This window comes from Promicromonospora iranensis (genome assembly GCF_028994775.1).
GTDB lineage: Bacteria > Actinomycetota > Actinomycetes > Actinomycetales > Cellulomonadaceae > Promicromonospora > Promicromonospora iranensis_A.
In genome coordinates, this window is record NZ_JAJQMN010000004.1 from 17,352 (window position 1) to 31,492 (window position 14,141).

Below are 14,141 nucleotides of genomic sequence, written 5' to 3' on the forward strand. Positions count from 1 at the left end.
GAGATTAACGCAGCCCCTCCGCCACCTCCCGGAGCACCGTGATCACCACTCCGACGGCCGCGGGGCGCTCGGCCCGCGTCACGGCGACCGCCGCTCGGCCGAGCCACGCGGGATCGTCGACCTGGACCGTCACGACGTCGGCGGGGAGGGCGCCCGCGGCGATCTCGGGCAGGGTGGTGATCCCGAGGCCCGCGGCCACCAGGCCGAGGCGGGCGTGCCAGTCCCGGGCGGCGTACGCGACCCTCGGCGCGAGCAGCGTCGGCCACGCCCCGAACTGCGGCTCGCCCCGCAGCCCCTTGCCGATGATCCACTCCTCCTCGGCCAGCTCCGCCACCGGGACCTGCGCCCGGTCCGCGAACCGGTGCCCCCGGGGCACCGCCACGTGGGATCGGCCGTCCACGAGGTGGTCGCGACGCAGGCCCTCCAGGTCGTACGCGGGCAGGTCCGCACCCAGGCCGACCACCGCCACGTCGATGCGCCCCGCCCGCAGCTGACGCAGCTGGGTCGGGGTCGGCGCCTCCTGGAGGTCGACCGTCAGCCCGGGATGCCGCTCCCGCACCGTCGCCACCGCTCGGGGTGCGAGTACCCACATCGCCGTCGGGAACGCGCCGAGGACCACCCGGCCGCCGAGCCCGTCAGCCAATCCGGCCAGGTCCTTGCCGACCGCGTCGAGCTCGCTGAGCACGGTCGCGGCGCGGCGCGCGACCAGGGTTCCCGCGGGCGTGGGCAGGACGCCCCGCGCGCCCCGCACGAACAGCGGGACGCCGACCGCGGACTCCGCGGCGGCCACCTGGCGCGAGACCGCCGACTGGGTGTACCCGAGCAGGTCCGCCGTCGCGGTGAAGGATCCGGTGCCGACGACGGCGTGCACCACACGCAGCGCCGTGACGGTGAGCTCAGCCATGCCCCCATCATGAGGCATGCGCAAGGCGCATGTCTTGAGTGCGAAAGAGTCGCTGGTGGAATGCCTTGGGGCGCCGCACGATGGAGGCATGCCCAAGACATGGTTCATCACCGGAACATCCACCGGCCTCGGCCGCGAATGGACGGAGGCGGCGCTCGAGCGGGGTGATCACGTGGCCGCCACCGCCCGCGACACCAGCACCCTGGAGCCGCTCGTCAGCAAGTACGGCGAGGCCGTCCTCCCGATCAGCCTCGACGTCACCGACCGGTCCGCTGTGCTCGACGCCGTCGGGCGGGCCGTCGAGCACCTCGGCCGCCTCGACGTGGTCGTGAACAACGCCGGGTACGGCCATCTCGGCATGGTCGAGGAGGTCACCGAACGCGAGCTGCGCGCCCAGATGGAGACCAACTTCTTCGGCACCGTCTGGGTCACCCAGGCGGTCCTGCCGGTCCTGCGCGCGCAGGGTTCGGGCCGGATCCTGCAGGTCACCAGCGAGGGCGGAGTCCGCGCCTACCCCGGTTTCGGCGCCTATCACGCGTCCAAGTGGGCCGTGGAGGGCCTGACCGAGTCGCTCGCGCAGGAGGTCGCCGCGTTCGGCGTCCAGGTCACGAACGTGGAGCCAGGCCCGTACGCCACAGGCTTCGCGACGGCCGCGCACACCAGCGCGCCCCACCCCGACTACGCCGACGTGCGGACGGCCACCGCCCCCGACTTCCAGATCGGCGACCCGCACGCGACCCGGGCCGCGCTGCTCCGGATCGCCGACGCCGACCGGGCGCCGCTGCACGTGTTCCTCGGCAGGCCGCTCGCCGACGTCGAGGAGATTTACGCCGAGCGCCTGCGCACCTGGCGCGAGTGGGAGCCCGTGGCGCTGGAGGCGTTCGGGGCCTGAGGCCCCGAACGCGACGCCGCGGATCAGCCTCGCCGCGGATCAGAGGACGCGCTGCGCCTTGGCGAGGTTGGCCCGCAGCTCGTCGGCGTTCTGGCGCGGCCCGTAGGCAGGACGGTCGCGCTCGGTGCGCCAGGACTCGCTGAGCGGGCCCATGCTGACGGTGTCGAAGCCTGCCGCGTCGTAGAAACGGGTGACGAGGTCGATCGCTTCCGGGTGGTCGCTCGCCGTTGCCAGGGCCCGGCGGTTCTCCGTACCCGCCGGGCTCCCGTCCGTCGTGATGGTCGCCGCGGTGATGTGGTTGAACGCCTTGGCGACCTTCGACGTGGGCAGGTGCTCCTGCAACAGGCCCGAGACCGTCGCCTCGCCACGGTCGAGCGCCTCGATGCGGCCGTCGCGCTCCCAGTAGTAGTTGTTCGTGTCGAGCACGACCTTGCCCGCCAGCGGCTCGACCGGGAGGTTCTGGTAGGCCTTCAGCGGTACCGAGACGAGCGCGATGTCGGCGGCCTCCGCCGCCTCCTCGGCCGTCGCCGCCCGGGCTCGCGGGCCGAGCTCCGCCACGAGGTCCGCGAGGGTCTCGGGACCGCGTGAGTTCGCGATCACCACGTCATAGCCCTGTGCGATCGCCAGGCGTGCCACCTGGCTGCCGATGTTTCCTGCTCCGATGATGCCGAAAGTGCTCATGTGCGGGGTAACTTCGGAGGGCTGCGCCGCATTCCAGGGTCCTTCGTACGATGGCGTCCATGGCGAACGGCGATGCGGGCTCCCACGGGCGGACGTACCGGAAGGGTCCCGAGCGACGCGCCCAGATCCTCCTCAGCGCGATGGAGCTGTTCGCCGAACGCGGCGTCGGCGCGTCGCTGCGCGCCATCGGGGAGGCGATCGGCGTCTCGCACGCCGCCCTGCGCTACTACTTCGCCAACCGTGACGAGCTGCTCGTCGAGGTCTACCGGGCGCACGAGTCCCGGGTCCATGAGGCACAGGCGCAGGAACGGTCGGCGCCCGAAGCAGCCTCGGCGGTCGCCATGATGGAGGCGAGCGCCGAACGCAACCGCTCCATCCCGGGCCTGGTCGAGCTCTACGCGACGCTTACCACCGACGCCCTGCAGGGTGAGCAGCACCCGGCGACGCGCGAGTTCGTCCAGGCGCGGTACCGGCGGGTCCGGGGTGACCTCGCCGAGCGGATCCGCGCCGGGCAGCGGTCCGGCGCGATCGCCGCCGACATCGACCCCGACGACGCCGCCGCGCTGGTCGTCGCCGCCTCCGACGGCCTCCAGCTGCAGTGGCTGCTCGCCCCCGACGACGTCGACGTCCGCCGTTCGCTGGAGCTGCTGGAACGGCTCATGCCGGCCGCCGGACCGGCCGGAGCGGCTGGGCAGGCCGGAGCTGCTGGGCCGGCCGAGGGTCGACCGGCCGAGGAGTGAGGCACACCCGATCGGCGGGTGCCAGGTCTCGTGAAGAACGTTCGGCTCAGCCCCGCGGAGTTCGCCTGAGCTGAACAGATCAGCCCAGCCCGCAAACTCGGTCCTCAGCTGAACGCATTTCACGAGATCCGGCACCTGCCCGCCAGGTATACCGAGCCCCCGCCCCGGGGAACGAGCACTCGGCCGCCCGACCTATCCCCGCCCGACCTACCCCGCTGACGCGACCGTCGGGTCCCAGCCCTCCGGCAGCGGCGCGACCGGCCCGACGGCGGAGTCGATCTCCACGGGCTTGCCGGCGTCCGCCGCGTCCCGGACGGCGAGCAGGATGTCCAGCACGTGTGCCGCCACGGCCCCGGACGCGCGCTCGGTGCCGCCGTCGCGGATCGAGCGCACCAGGTCGACCACCCCGGCGCCGCGGCCGAGCTCCGGACCGGCCGCCGGGAGCGCCGTCGGCTCGTCCGACCCGTACCGCCACAGGGTCGAGTCGCCGTCGAACCTGTTCGGGTCGGGCAGGACGATCGTGCCCTCGGTGCCGTTGATCTCCACGAACCCCGACCGGTTCAGCGCGTGCTGGAACGAGAACGTCGACTGCGCCGAACGCCCCGGGCCGAACTCGATGAGGGCGGCGTGGTGCGTCGGCACCAGCACGTCGAACACCTCGCCGGCCCGCGGACCGCTCCCGATGGTGCGGGTCGGGCGGGAGGTCGAGGCCACCGCCTGGACCCGCGTCGCCGACCCGAACACGTGCACGAGCGTGGTCATGTAGTACGGCCCCATGTCGAACAGCGGCCCGCCGCCGACCGCGAACAGGAAGTCCGGGCTGGGGTGCCATGCCTCGGGACCGGGCACGTGGAACATCGTGGTCGCGGTCAGCGGCTCCCCGATGTCACCGCGCGCGATCGCCCGCAGGGCGGTCTGGATGCCCGCGCCCAACACCGTGTCGGGGGCGCACGCCACGCGCAGGCCGCGGGCCGCGGCGTCCGCCAGCAGGGCGGCCGCCGCGTCCCGGTCGAGGGCGAGCGGCTTCTCGCTCCAGACGTGCTTCCCGGCGGCCAGGATGCGGTGCCCGACGTCGGCATGCACCGCGGGCACGGTGAGGTTCACGACCACGTCGATGTCCTCGCGGGCCAGCAGCTCGTCCACGGTCCCCGAGGTGGGAACCCCGAACGCCTGGGCCTGTGCGGCGGCACGCTCCTGGTCGAGATCCGCGACGAACCGGACCTCGACGTCGGGGAACCGGGCCAGGTTCTCGAGGTACTGGGTCGAGATGTTGCCTGCTCCGATGATGCCGACGCCTGCGGCCTCCGACCGGGTCGCACCCCCGGTCATCGGTCGTTCTCCGCGAGCCAGGCGAACGACTGCGCGATGCCGGCGAACACGTCGCCGGCGTACGCGTCGAACTCGATCACCCGGGTGGCCTGCGGGGCCGCGGCGAGGATCGCGGGGACGTCCACCGCGCCGGAGCCCGCGGGCTGCTGCGCCTGGACGTCGCCGTCGAGGGTGCCGTCCTTGACGTGGATGAGGCGCACCCGGTCGCCCAGCGTGCCGAGCAGTGCCGGGGCGTCGGCCCCTCCGACCGCCGCCCAGTAGGTGTCCACCTCCAGCACCACGGCCGGGTCCAGGTGCCCCACGAACACCTCCAGGGCATGCCTGCCCTCGATGCGGGTGCTCAGCTCCCAGGCGTGGTTGTGGTACCCGAACTCCAGGCCGCGCTCGGCTGCGAGCGCCGCGAGCCCGTTGACGCGCTCGGCCAGGTCGGCCACCTGCCCCGCCGTCTGCCAGTGCTCCGCCGGGACGAACGGGTCGATCACCGTGGCCATGCCCAGCGTGGCCGCGGCGTCGAAGATCGCCTCCGGGATGTCCGACGTGATCACCGGCGCGTGCCCGGACGGCGCCGTCAGTCCCGTCGCCGCGAACGCACGCCCGTACTCCGTGGTGCGCTCGTGGAAGGCGTACGGCTCCACGTGCTGGAGCCCGATCTCGGCCAGGCGCGCCACGGCACCGTCCAGGTCCTCGGCGACCGCGTCTCGCACCGAGTAGAGCTGTACTGAGGTGGTCGGCTTCGTCGTCGGCATGGAACTCCTTCGTTCGACACGTGTACAAGGGCGGCGCCGACCTGACCGCTCCGTCGCAGCCCGGCCCGAGGCACCGCGCGACGATCGTACCGAGAAATTCTTACAGTGGAAGGTTCTCGCGGAAGTCCGCCCGGCGTGACGCCCGACCTCAAGCCCGCGGGCGGGTGCGGCACACAGTGATCGGCGGACCATCCGGCGAGCGATCAGCACTCAGTACGTCGCGCGGGGTGCGCGCGGCGGAACGTACCGGGTGAACTCCGCGTCAGCGTCCACGAAGATCGTCTCGAAGCGCTCGTTCCACGTCGCCACGACCTGGGTCTCCGCCGGCAGAGCTGCGGCAGACCTACCCGTGGCGCGTGGGTTGAGCGGCGGCCAGGTGCCGGTCCGTACGCGGTGTTCGAGCGCCTGGACGGCGACGATCTCCTCTGCCGCGGTCACCGTCGGGTGTCCACCACGCGCGACCCACAGGTTGCGGATGTCCCCGCACTCGGCGCGAACATGGTCGGTGTAGGACCGGACGTCGGCGGCCGGGGCGCCACCGTCTCCGGTGGTGTGCACCGTGAGGATCGGGACATCGAGATCGCCCGGGGAGGTGTGCTCGGCCATCCGTGCCCGCGCGGCGGGATCGGCGTCGTACCGCGTTCCGGCGGCCAGGGCATCGAGGTCCGCCCGGAGCTGGTCCTTGCCGAGACCCGCGGCCACGTATGCCGCCTCCACAGTGCGGCGTTCCGCGGACCGGCGGAACAGCTCGTGGTAGTCGACGTCGGCATTCGTCGACGGATTCCCCCCGAACACCTCCGCGACGTGCGCCCGGTCCGCGGGCCCGTGCCCGATGAGGTAGGCGTTCGCCACCCATCCGCTCAGCGCGTGGGCGGCTTCCAGCGGGTCCCCCGGGCGAGGGGTCGCGAAGTCGAACCAGGCGGGGACCTGGGCCAACGATCCTGCGAGGGCCATGCGGGCATTCGCCTCGGGGTCGAACGCCTCGGGCTTGCCCAGCGCCTCGTACGCGGCACCCGTCAGGGCGGCCTGCGACGCCTCGGGGTAGGTCGGGTTCACGATCTCGACCGGGTTGCCGTTCTCGTCGACCAGGTCGTCGAACAGCAGGGTCATCGCCGCGTACTGCACGTCGAGCGCGGCGTCCCAGCCGCCGACCGGGTCGAATCCGGCGGACGTTCCGAGCAGGCCGTCGACGCGCGGGTCCTGGTCCGCGTGCAGGGCCGCGATCGCGCCACCGAAGGACTGGCCGTTCGCGAGCGTCGTCTCGGGTTCGCCGATCTCGTCGGCGAACCAGTCCAGGACGTTCTCCTGGTGGTCGACGGCCTCGGGTAGCGTGTAGCCGAATCCGTCGTCGCCGAACATCGAGCCGGCGAGCGCGTAGCCCTGACCGGTCAGCCACTCCTCGGCGCGGGGGTTGTTGGCGAGCTGGTCAGGGACCTCGAAGTCCATCTGCGCGAACTGCGTGGGGAAGTAGCCGTGTGCGAACAGCACGAGGGTGCCGTTCCAGTCGTCGGGAACGACGGCCCGGAAGTCCGCGCCGTCGATCGTCCCGGTGTACTCGACGACGTCGCCGGGCGCCGGTTCGACGGCGGCGACCGGCAGGGTCGATGCCGTCACGATCAGGGCGAGGGCCGATGCCACGGCCGCCGGTCGTACATGCTTCATGGTGTCACTCCTCGGTGAGCGGCACGCTCGCTGCGCGCCTCCTGCAGGGTTCGACGAGCCACCGATGGCGTACTCATCGCCGTTCCGCGCACCACGAGACCAGCGTGTCCAGCTGACGACAAGAGCCTTCGGCGACGACCGAAGCGCCCGGAACGGTCCTGAAGCGCTAACCGACCGGGGCACCGGCCGGGGCGTCGTCGAGCAGTTCCACGAGGTGGGGGGCAGGCGAGTCCTGACGCTCCACCGAGGTGACGACCGAGACGACCCAGTCCGCCGCGCCGTCCGGCGCGACCGGCACCGCCACGAGGCGAGCCGCCTGCGGCTTGGCCGCGACGTGGCGCGGTACGAGGGCGACGCCGAGGCCGCGGTCGACCAGGTCGAGCAGCGTGTGCACGTCGTTCACGGTGAACCGCACCCGGCGGTGCACGCCCCGCGCGTCGAAGGCGTCGTCGTTGAGCTGTCGCACCGCCCACGACGGGTGGAAGTCGATGAAGTGCTCACCGCCGAGCTCTCCTCGGTCCACGGCCGGGCGCGACGCCAGCGGGTGCTCCGGCGGGCACAGCAGCACCACCGGCTCCTGGCCCAGGATCGTGCGTGGCAGCAGGCCGACGTGGTCAGAGGTGGCGACGAACGCGGCGTCGAGGTCGCCGTCGCGCACACCGGCCAGCAGCTCGTGCGAGCCCGCCTGGGTGAACGCGATCTCCACCCGCGGGTAACGCCGGTGGAAGCGTTCGAGCAGGGAGCTCACGTCGACGACGCCGAGGCACTGCTCCGACCCGACCCGCAGCGTCCCCGCGAGCTCGCGGGAGACCTGCACCACCGCATCGCGCGCCTCCGTGGCGGAGGAGAGCATGGAGCGGGCGAAGGGCAGCAGCGCCAGGCCCGCCTCGGTCGGCTCGACCTTGCGCGTGGTCCTGGTGAACAGCTTGGTGCCCAGCTCGACCTCGAGGTTGCGGATCGCGGCGGACAGCCCGGACTGGGAGACGCCGGTGACCTCGGCGGCGCGGGTGAACTGCCGCTCGTCCGCGAGAGCGACGAGGTACTCCATCTGACGCAGTTCCATTAAGCACTACCAGTTCTAGGAATAATGATGAGGAGTTGTTGGACTTCTAGGTTATCGCTTCCTAGTCTCAGGCTCGAAACCGATGCGACACGAGGAGCTATCAATGCAGCACCGCACCATCGGCGGCCGTGCCGTCTCCGCGATCGGTCTCGGCGGTATGCCGATGTCCATCGAGGGGCGACCCGACCGCGACCGCTCGATCGCCACGATCCACGCCGCCCTCGACGCCGGCGTGACCCTCATCGACACCGCCGACGCCTACCACCTGCACGCCGACGAGGTGGGCCACAACGAGGAGCTCATCGCCGCCGCCCTGCGCTCCTACGGCGGCGACACCTCCGACGTGCTGGTCGCCACCAAGGGCGGGCACCTGCGCCCCGGTGACGGGTCCTGGACCAAGGACGGCCGGCCCGAGTACCTGAAGGAGGCCGCGAAGGCGTCGGCCAAGCGGCTGGGTGTCGAGGCCATCGGCCTCTACCAGTTCCACCGGCCCGACCCGGAGGTGCCCTACGGGGACTCGGTGGGCGCGATCCGCGACCTGCTCGACGACGGCGTCATCGAGATGGCCGGTATCTCCAACGCGAACCCCGACCAGATCCGGCAGGCGCAGGACATCCTGGGTGGGCGCCTGGTCTCGGTCCAGAACCAGTTCTCGCCCCGGTTCCGCTCGTCGGAGCCCGAGCTCGAGCTGTGCGCCGAGCTGGGTATCGCGTTCCTGCCGTGGAGCCCTCTGGGCGGCATCTCCAACGCCGGTGATCTCGCCACCCGCCACGCCGCCTTCGCCGAGGTCGCCGCCGACCACGGCGTGAGCCCGTACCAGGTCGTGCTCGCCTGGGAGCTCGCGCTCGCCCCCGTCGTCGTGCCGATCCCCGGGGCGTCGCGGCCCGCCAGCATCACCGACTCCGCCGCGGCGGCGGAGCTCCAGCTCACCGCCGACGAGGTCGCGCGGCTCTCCGCGGCCTGAGCCGTCCACGACCGACCACCACAGGAGAAAACCCGTGAAGACCTTCACCCTGCCCGGAACGGAGCTCACCGTCCCGAACGTCGTCCTGGGCCTCATGCGCATCCAGGAGAAGACGGACGAGGAGGTGCGCACCCTGGTCAAGACCGCACGGGACGCCGGCATCTCGTTCTTCGACCACGCCGACGTCTACGGCTCCGCCCTGCACGGATGCGAGACCCGGTTCGCCGAGGCGATGCAGCTGACGTCGTCCGAGCGCGAGCAGATCGTGCTCCAGACCAAGGCCGGCATCGTCGGCGAGGGCCCGTACTTCGACTTCTCGTACGAGCACATCGTCGAGTCCGTGAACGGCTCGCTCGCCGCGCTCGGCACCGACTACATCGACATCCTGCTGCTGCACCGCCCGGACGCCCTCGTGGAGCCGGACGACGTGGCACGCGCGTTCGACGAGCTGTCGGCGGCGGGCAAGGTGCGCTCGTTCGGCGTCTCCAACCACACGCCGGGCCAGATCGAGCTGCTCCGGAAGTCCGTGTCGCAGCCGATCGTCGCGAACCAGCTCCAGCTGTCCGTGACGCACGCCCCGCTCGTGGCGCAGGGAGTCGCCGCCAACATGCAGGCCGTGGACCAGTCGGTCAGCCGCGACTCCGGCACGCTCGACTACTGCCGCCTGAACGACATCACCGTGCAGGCCTGGTCGCCGTTCCAGGCAGGGTTCTTCAGCGGCGTGTTCCTCGGCTCACCGGAGTACCCCGAGCTGAACGCCGTGATCGACCGGCTCGCCGCGAAGTACGACGTGCCGGCGATCGCCGTCGCCACCGCCTGGATCACGCGCCACCCCGCGCAGATGCAGGTGGTCCTCGGGACGACGAATCCCGAGCGGGTGGCGGGCGCGGCCCTCGGGTCCGACCTGCCGCTCACCCGGGCCGAGTGGTACGAGATGTTCCGCGCCGCGGGCTACACGGTGCCGTGACGCTGTTCGCCGGGACATCGAGTCCGTCGGCGAGGTGAGTGCAGGTCTGCGGGGTGTGTTGCCCTGGGTAGACACGGTCTACTCAGGGCAACACACCCCGCAGACGTGGTCCCACCGCGGGTCGAGCCCCGCCGGTCGAACCTGTCGAGACCCCCGTCTGCCAAGGTGAGCCCATGACCGCTCTCCCGCCGGGCCCGCGCGCAGAACCGCCGCGACCCAGCCGTACCAGCGTCCTCACCCTGGCCGCCGCCCTCCTGCTCGCGGTGTCGGGTCTGTTCGGCCTCCCCGAGGCCGTTTTCTCCCAGGCGTACTACACCAACAGCTGGATCGTGCTGGCCGCCGTCGCCCCGGTGCTGACAGTGACCACACTCGTCCTCGCGGCCGCCGCGGTGACTCGTGGGTCGCGGACGTTTCTGCTCGTCGTGAGCGTCGGCACCCTGCTGCACCTCGTGGCACTGATCGCGCTCGGCCTGCCGGCGAGCGGCGGCCTCCCCACCATCGACCGCACCGGTGGCCTGTGGTCCGGCCCGGCCCAGCTGCTGCTGGCCCTGGCCGGCCTGCTCCTGGCCTGGTGGATCACCTCGCGCACGGACCGTCGGGCTGCTGGTCGACGCGTCGTTGCCCGCGGTCTTCGTGCTCGCGGCCGGCGCGGCGAGCCTCAGGTCGCGGGGTGCGCTCCTTACCGCGACCGTCTGCTCCGGCCTTCTGGTCATCGCCCTGCTGGTGAGCCGTACGGCAGCCGGCGGCACGATCGGCCCCGAGGACGCGGTGCCGTTCGTCGCGCTCGGCCTGAGCCTCGCGCTCGCCTGGACCGGGTTGCTCCGTCCGGGTGCCCACAGCGCGACGTTGCGCTGGGCGGCGGCGGTCCCCCTGGTGCTCGCAGCCCCGGCGCTGCGCCTGCTGACCGAACCGGGCGTCACGATGCACGCCTCGAACCCGGCGTTCATGCCTCAGCTCGTGCTGCCGATCCTGGTCTCCGGTCTCGGGCCCTTGCTGGCGGCGGCCCTTGTCGGCCTCCCGCGCCGCGGCACCCGGCTGACCGGGGCGGTGCTGCTGGGCCTGGTCGCGATCGCCGCCGTCATCGGCACGGTGGAGGACGCCGCTGTCGGCCTGCGTCTCCTGGCCACGCTCAACCTCCTGCAGGTGGCCGGCTACGCCCTCGCCTGCGTCCTTGTGGTGAGCGCGACCCTTGCGCCCAAGCAGCGCAGGTAGTCGCAAGGGTCGCGCCCACACCGGGGTTCTACCCCGTTGTCGTTCTACCTCGGAGAGGTGGACGTCGGAGCGGTGAACACCACGTCCGCGCAGTTGTAGAACGCCTCCGGGCTGTCCGACCGGGTCCAGATCGAGTAGATGATGTGGTAGCCGGACTTGTACGGCAGCGTGGCGTCCCAGTAGTACTCGTCACCCTGGGGACCGCCCGGGCGCAGGGGCGGGTTCGTCACCTCGTCGAACGGCACGGGCTCCAGGTCGTCCCAGGCGAGCGGCTGGTTCGGGTCCCAGCCGTCCTTGGTGATGTACTGCGTCCATGTGCCAGGGTGCTTGGCCCAGGCGTTGTACTGGAACGTGATGGTCTGGCCCGGCGTGACCGTCGTCGTCGGCCACTGGGTGCCGGGCTCGCGGAAGGCGGAGAACGCCTCCTGCGGACCGCACAGGTGGCCGTCCGGCACCACTTCCCGGTGGCGCCCGTCAGCGTTGCTCAGCAGGTTGCCGAACCAGTTGTAGAACGGGTAGTTGCCGTTCTCGGCGTACGCGTTCTGGCACATCGGGTTCTGCGGGTTCAGGCCGCCGCCCTGGCCGTTCTCGATCCCGTCCACGTAGCAGGCGTAGGTACGGGTCTCGGGGTAGGTGAGGCCGCCGTGCGCGTAGGCGGCGGGCGGGTTGGGCTGTACGACGACGATGGCCGCCGCCATGAGCAGGCTCAGGGCGGCGACCAGTGCCGTCGCCCGCGCCCGGCCGAGTGTCTTGTAGAGGGTCACGTCCGGCTCCTTCGTCGGTGCTCCGTGAGATCGGTCGTGCTCGATCCTCGGAGCCCGACGAAGGCCGGACAATCCTCCGAATCGTTTAGGGCGTCACGTTGTGGTTCGACGCGAACAGGTTGCCCGGGTCGTAGGTCCGCTTCGCCTCACGGAGCCTTGCGAGCGTCGCCTCGGGGTACGCGTTGCGCACGTCCTGCTCCGTGGCGGTCCCCATGAAGTTGACGTAGCCGCGTCCGCTGAAACCGAGGGCGTCCGCCTTCGCGGTCACCCACTCGCTCGCCGCGGGCAGGGCCTCGACGGCGGATGCGAACTTGCCGACCGTCACCATGAAGGCCGGGTCCCGGTGAGCGAAGGCGGTGGCCGCCGGGTCGACGCGGCCGATCGCCCCGCCCATGGCGCGGATGTTCACCGCGGCCGGGCCACCCGCACCGGCCACCGTCTCGATCACGTCGGCGGCCCATGCCTCGTCGGGCGACCAGGCCCCCTGGCCGAGGAACCCGGTCCGCGCGTCACCCATCCCGCCGGGCGGCGGTCCGCCCGCGCCCTCGAACATCGCCGGGTACGGGATCTCCTGGACGCTGTCGAGGATCGTGCCGAGGGCACGCAGCGGTGCGAGCACCTCGTCCGCCTGGGCGGCGGTGCCGGAGTGGCAGAGCAGCGCCATGATGATCGGCGTGCCGTGCAGCTCGGCCGGGATCATCGGCACGGGCGGGGCGACCATCACGTTCACCATGCCCGCGAACTCGTCGGGCCCCTCGGCGAACGTCCGCAGCACGGTGGCGAGCGTGGCCGGCGCGGGCGTCCACATCATCATCCCGCCCGTGACCGTGCCCAGCTCACGCAGCCGCAGGTCCAGGCGCGTCACGACGCCGAAGTTGCCGCCGCCGCCCCGGAGCGCCCAGTACAGGTCGGGGTGCGCGTCGGCGTTGACCTCGACCACGCGGCCGTCCGCGAGCACCACCTCGGCACCCAGCAGGTTGTCGACGGTGAGGCCGTCGTGCCGGCTGAGGTAGCCGATGCCGCCGCCGAGCGTGATGCCGCCGACGCCGACGGTCGCCGTGTCACCGAACCCGGTGGCCAGGCCGTGGGCACCGGCCGCCGCGGTGTAGGCACCGGCGAGGACGCCGCCACCCGCGTGCCCGACGCCGGCCGCCGCGTCGATGTCGACGCCGTCCATGAGGCGCAGGTCGAGCACCAGCCCGCCGTCGACCAGGCCGTGCCGCGCCTGGTGGTGGCCGCCGCTGCGCACGGCGAGCGGCAGGCCTGTCTGGCGTGCGACGGCGAGCGCCGTGGCGACCTCGTCGGCGGTCCGGACGCGCGCGACGGCGGCCGGGGTGCGTGCGGGGCCGCCCACGAACAGGGTTGCCGTCTCGGCGAACCCAGCGGCGGACGGGGTGAGCAGGCGGTCGCCGAGCGCGGCCGCGAGGGGTTCCAGCGCGCTGTCGAGCGCGTCGGCGGTGAGCTGTGCGGTGGTGCCGGTGGTGCTGGGTTCTTGCGTGGCCATCGTCGAGCCTCCGAGTAGATACCGAACCTGCCGTCGCTAACGTTAGATATCTAAGCATTAGCCGTCAATGCATTTCGGAGGCGACCGAACTACCCTTCGTCCATGCGACCAAGCGGGCAGCCCGACGGCGAACCAGGCGGCACGAAGCACGGTCCGGGGCCGAGCCGGCCGGGGCTGCCCCCGGTCGTGCCCACGATGTGGCAGTCCATGCAGCGTGTGATGCGGGCGTTCGACGCGTTGCTGTCCGAGCACGGCGGCAGCTGGCAGGTCTGGCACATCCTGCTCGCGCTGCACCAGGGCACGCCGGCCACGCAGCGCGAGCTCGCGCACGCCGTCGGCATCCGGGAGGCCACCCTGACGCACCACCTGCGTGGCATGGAGGACCGCGGGCTCGTGGTCCGCACCCGCGAGGAGTCGAACCGCAGGGTGCAGCGCATCGAGGTCACCGGTGCGGGCGAGAGCCTCTATCAGGAGCTCAAGTCTGCGGCGATCACCTTCGACCGCACCCTGCGGCGCGCGATCGGCACGGAGGAGGCCGACGTCAGCGCCTTCCTGGACACGATCGGCCGTATCGCCGAGGCCGTGCCCGACCGCGGGAGCGGACCGGTCCCGGAGGGCTGGCCCGGCAACCGCCCGAAGTAAACGCCTGTTCCCTGCTCCGGGAATAGGCGCTGCCCCGGGCAACTTTGTATGTGTCGTGCAGCACACTCGAA

General features: G+C 72.0%; 13 protein-coding genes and 1 pseudogene. 6 read left to right on the forward strand and 8 right to left on the reverse strand.

Going from position 1 to position 14,141, the window contains the following annotated elements; translation table 11 throughout:
* Positions 1-4: 4 nt before the first annotated feature.
* Positions 5-904 (reverse strand): LysR family transcriptional regulator, encoded by a 900-nt coding sequence (locus LUU90_RS07705; protein WP_275002782.1) that lies wholly within the window; start codon positions 902-904, stop codon positions 5-7.
* Between the two features lie 88 nt (positions 905-992).
* Between LUU90_RS07705 and LUU90_RS07710 the strand changes: the two genes are divergently transcribed.
* A complete protein-coding gene (locus tag LUU90_RS07710) occupies positions 993-1,796 on the forward strand; it encodes an SDR family NAD(P)-dependent oxidoreductase (protein ID WP_275002784.1) in 804 nt (267 codons plus the stop codon).
* A 39-nt stretch (positions 1,797-1,835) separates the two neighbouring features.
* Here the strand turns inward: LUU90_RS07710 and LUU90_RS07715 are convergent.
* Positions 1,836-2,507, reverse strand: a pseudogene (locus LUU90_RS07715) (NADPH-dependent F420 reductase); the annotation flags it as partial.
* A 29-nt stretch (positions 2,508-2,536) separates the two neighbouring features.
* Here LUU90_RS07715 and LUU90_RS07720 point away from each other — a divergent pair.
* Complete coding sequence (locus tag LUU90_RS07720; protein WP_275002785.1) at positions 2,537-3,217, forward strand: TetR/AcrR family transcriptional regulator; 681 nt, start codon at positions 2,537-2,539, stop codon at positions 3,215-3,217.
* Between the two features lie 207 nt (positions 3,218-3,424).
* On the opposite strand, the gene LUU90_RS07725 is transcribed toward LUU90_RS07720, so the two are convergent.
* The 4 genes from LUU90_RS07725 to LUU90_RS07740 all read right to left on the reverse strand — a co-directional run bounded on the left by LUU90_RS07725 (position 3,425) and on the right by LUU90_RS07740 (position 8,017).
* Positions 3,425-4,546 (reverse strand): Gfo/Idh/MocA family protein, encoded by a 1,122-nt coding sequence (locus tag LUU90_RS07725; RefSeq protein WP_275002786.1) that lies wholly within the window; start codon positions 4,544-4,546, stop codon positions 3,425-3,427.
* The gene (locus tag LUU90_RS07730; RefSeq protein ID WP_275002787.1) at positions 4,543-5,292 is read right to left on the reverse strand and encodes a sugar phosphate isomerase/epimerase family protein; all 750 of its coding nucleotides are present in this window, start codon (positions 5,290-5,292) and stop codon (positions 4,543-4,545) included. Before LUU90_RS07730 ends, LUU90_RS07725 begins: the two co-directional genes overlap by 4 nt.
* A 210-nt stretch (positions 5,293-5,502) precedes the next feature.
* Positions 5,503-6,954: a hypothetical protein gene (locus tag LUU90_RS07735; protein ID WP_275002788.1), complete on the reverse strand. Its 1,452-nt coding sequence runs from the start codon at positions 6,952-6,954 to the stop codon at positions 5,503-5,505.
* 166 nt (positions 6,955-7,120) lie between these two features.
* On the reverse strand, positions 7,121-8,017 hold the full coding sequence (locus tag LUU90_RS07740) for a LysR family transcriptional regulator (RefSeq protein ID WP_275002789.1): 897 nt from the start codon (positions 8,015-8,017) through the stop codon (positions 7,121-7,123).
* A 103-nt stretch (positions 8,018-8,120) separates the two neighbouring features.
* Between LUU90_RS07740 and LUU90_RS07745 the strand changes: the two genes are divergently transcribed.
* The 3 genes from LUU90_RS07745 to LUU90_RS07755 all read left to right on the forward strand — a co-directional run bounded on the left by LUU90_RS07745 (position 8,121) and on the right by LUU90_RS07755 (position 11,160).
* Positions 8,121-8,981, forward strand: coding sequence for an aldo/keto reductase (locus tag LUU90_RS07745; protein WP_275002790.1), 861 nt, complete (start codon positions 8,121-8,123; stop codon positions 8,979-8,981).
* A 34-nt stretch (positions 8,982-9,015) separates the two neighbouring features.
* Positions 9,016-9,948: an aldo/keto reductase gene (locus tag LUU90_RS07750; RefSeq protein ID WP_275002791.1), complete on the forward strand. Its 933-nt coding sequence runs from the start codon at positions 9,016-9,018 to the stop codon at positions 9,946-9,948.
* A gap of 618 nt (positions 9,949-10,566) precedes the next feature.
* Positions 10,567-11,160, forward strand: coding sequence for a hypothetical protein (locus LUU90_RS07755; protein WP_275002792.1), 594 nt, complete (start codon positions 10,567-10,569; stop codon positions 11,158-11,160).
* 44 nt (positions 11,161-11,204) lie between these two features.
* Here LUU90_RS07755 and LUU90_RS07760 read toward each other — a convergent pair whose 3' ends face one another.
* Both LUU90_RS07760 and LUU90_RS07765 read right to left on the reverse strand, forming a co-directional pair.
* On the reverse strand, positions 11,205-11,924 hold the full coding sequence (locus LUU90_RS07760) for a lytic polysaccharide monooxygenase auxiliary activity family 9 protein (RefSeq protein ID WP_275002793.1): 720 nt from the start codon (positions 11,922-11,924) through the stop codon (positions 11,205-11,207).
* 85 nt (positions 11,925-12,009) lie between these two features.
* On the reverse strand, positions 12,010-13,428 hold the full coding sequence (locus tag LUU90_RS07765) for an FAD-binding oxidoreductase (RefSeq protein WP_275002794.1): 1,419 nt from the start codon (positions 13,426-13,428) through the stop codon (positions 12,010-12,012).
* Between the two features lie 102 nt (positions 13,429-13,530).
* Between LUU90_RS07765 and LUU90_RS07770 the strand changes: the two genes are divergently transcribed.
* Positions 13,531-14,070, forward strand: a complete 540-nt coding sequence (locus tag LUU90_RS07770; protein WP_275002795.1) for a MarR family winged helix-turn-helix transcriptional regulator — start codon at positions 13,531-13,533, stop codon at positions 14,068-14,070.
* Positions 14,071-14,141: the final 71 nt, after the last annotated feature.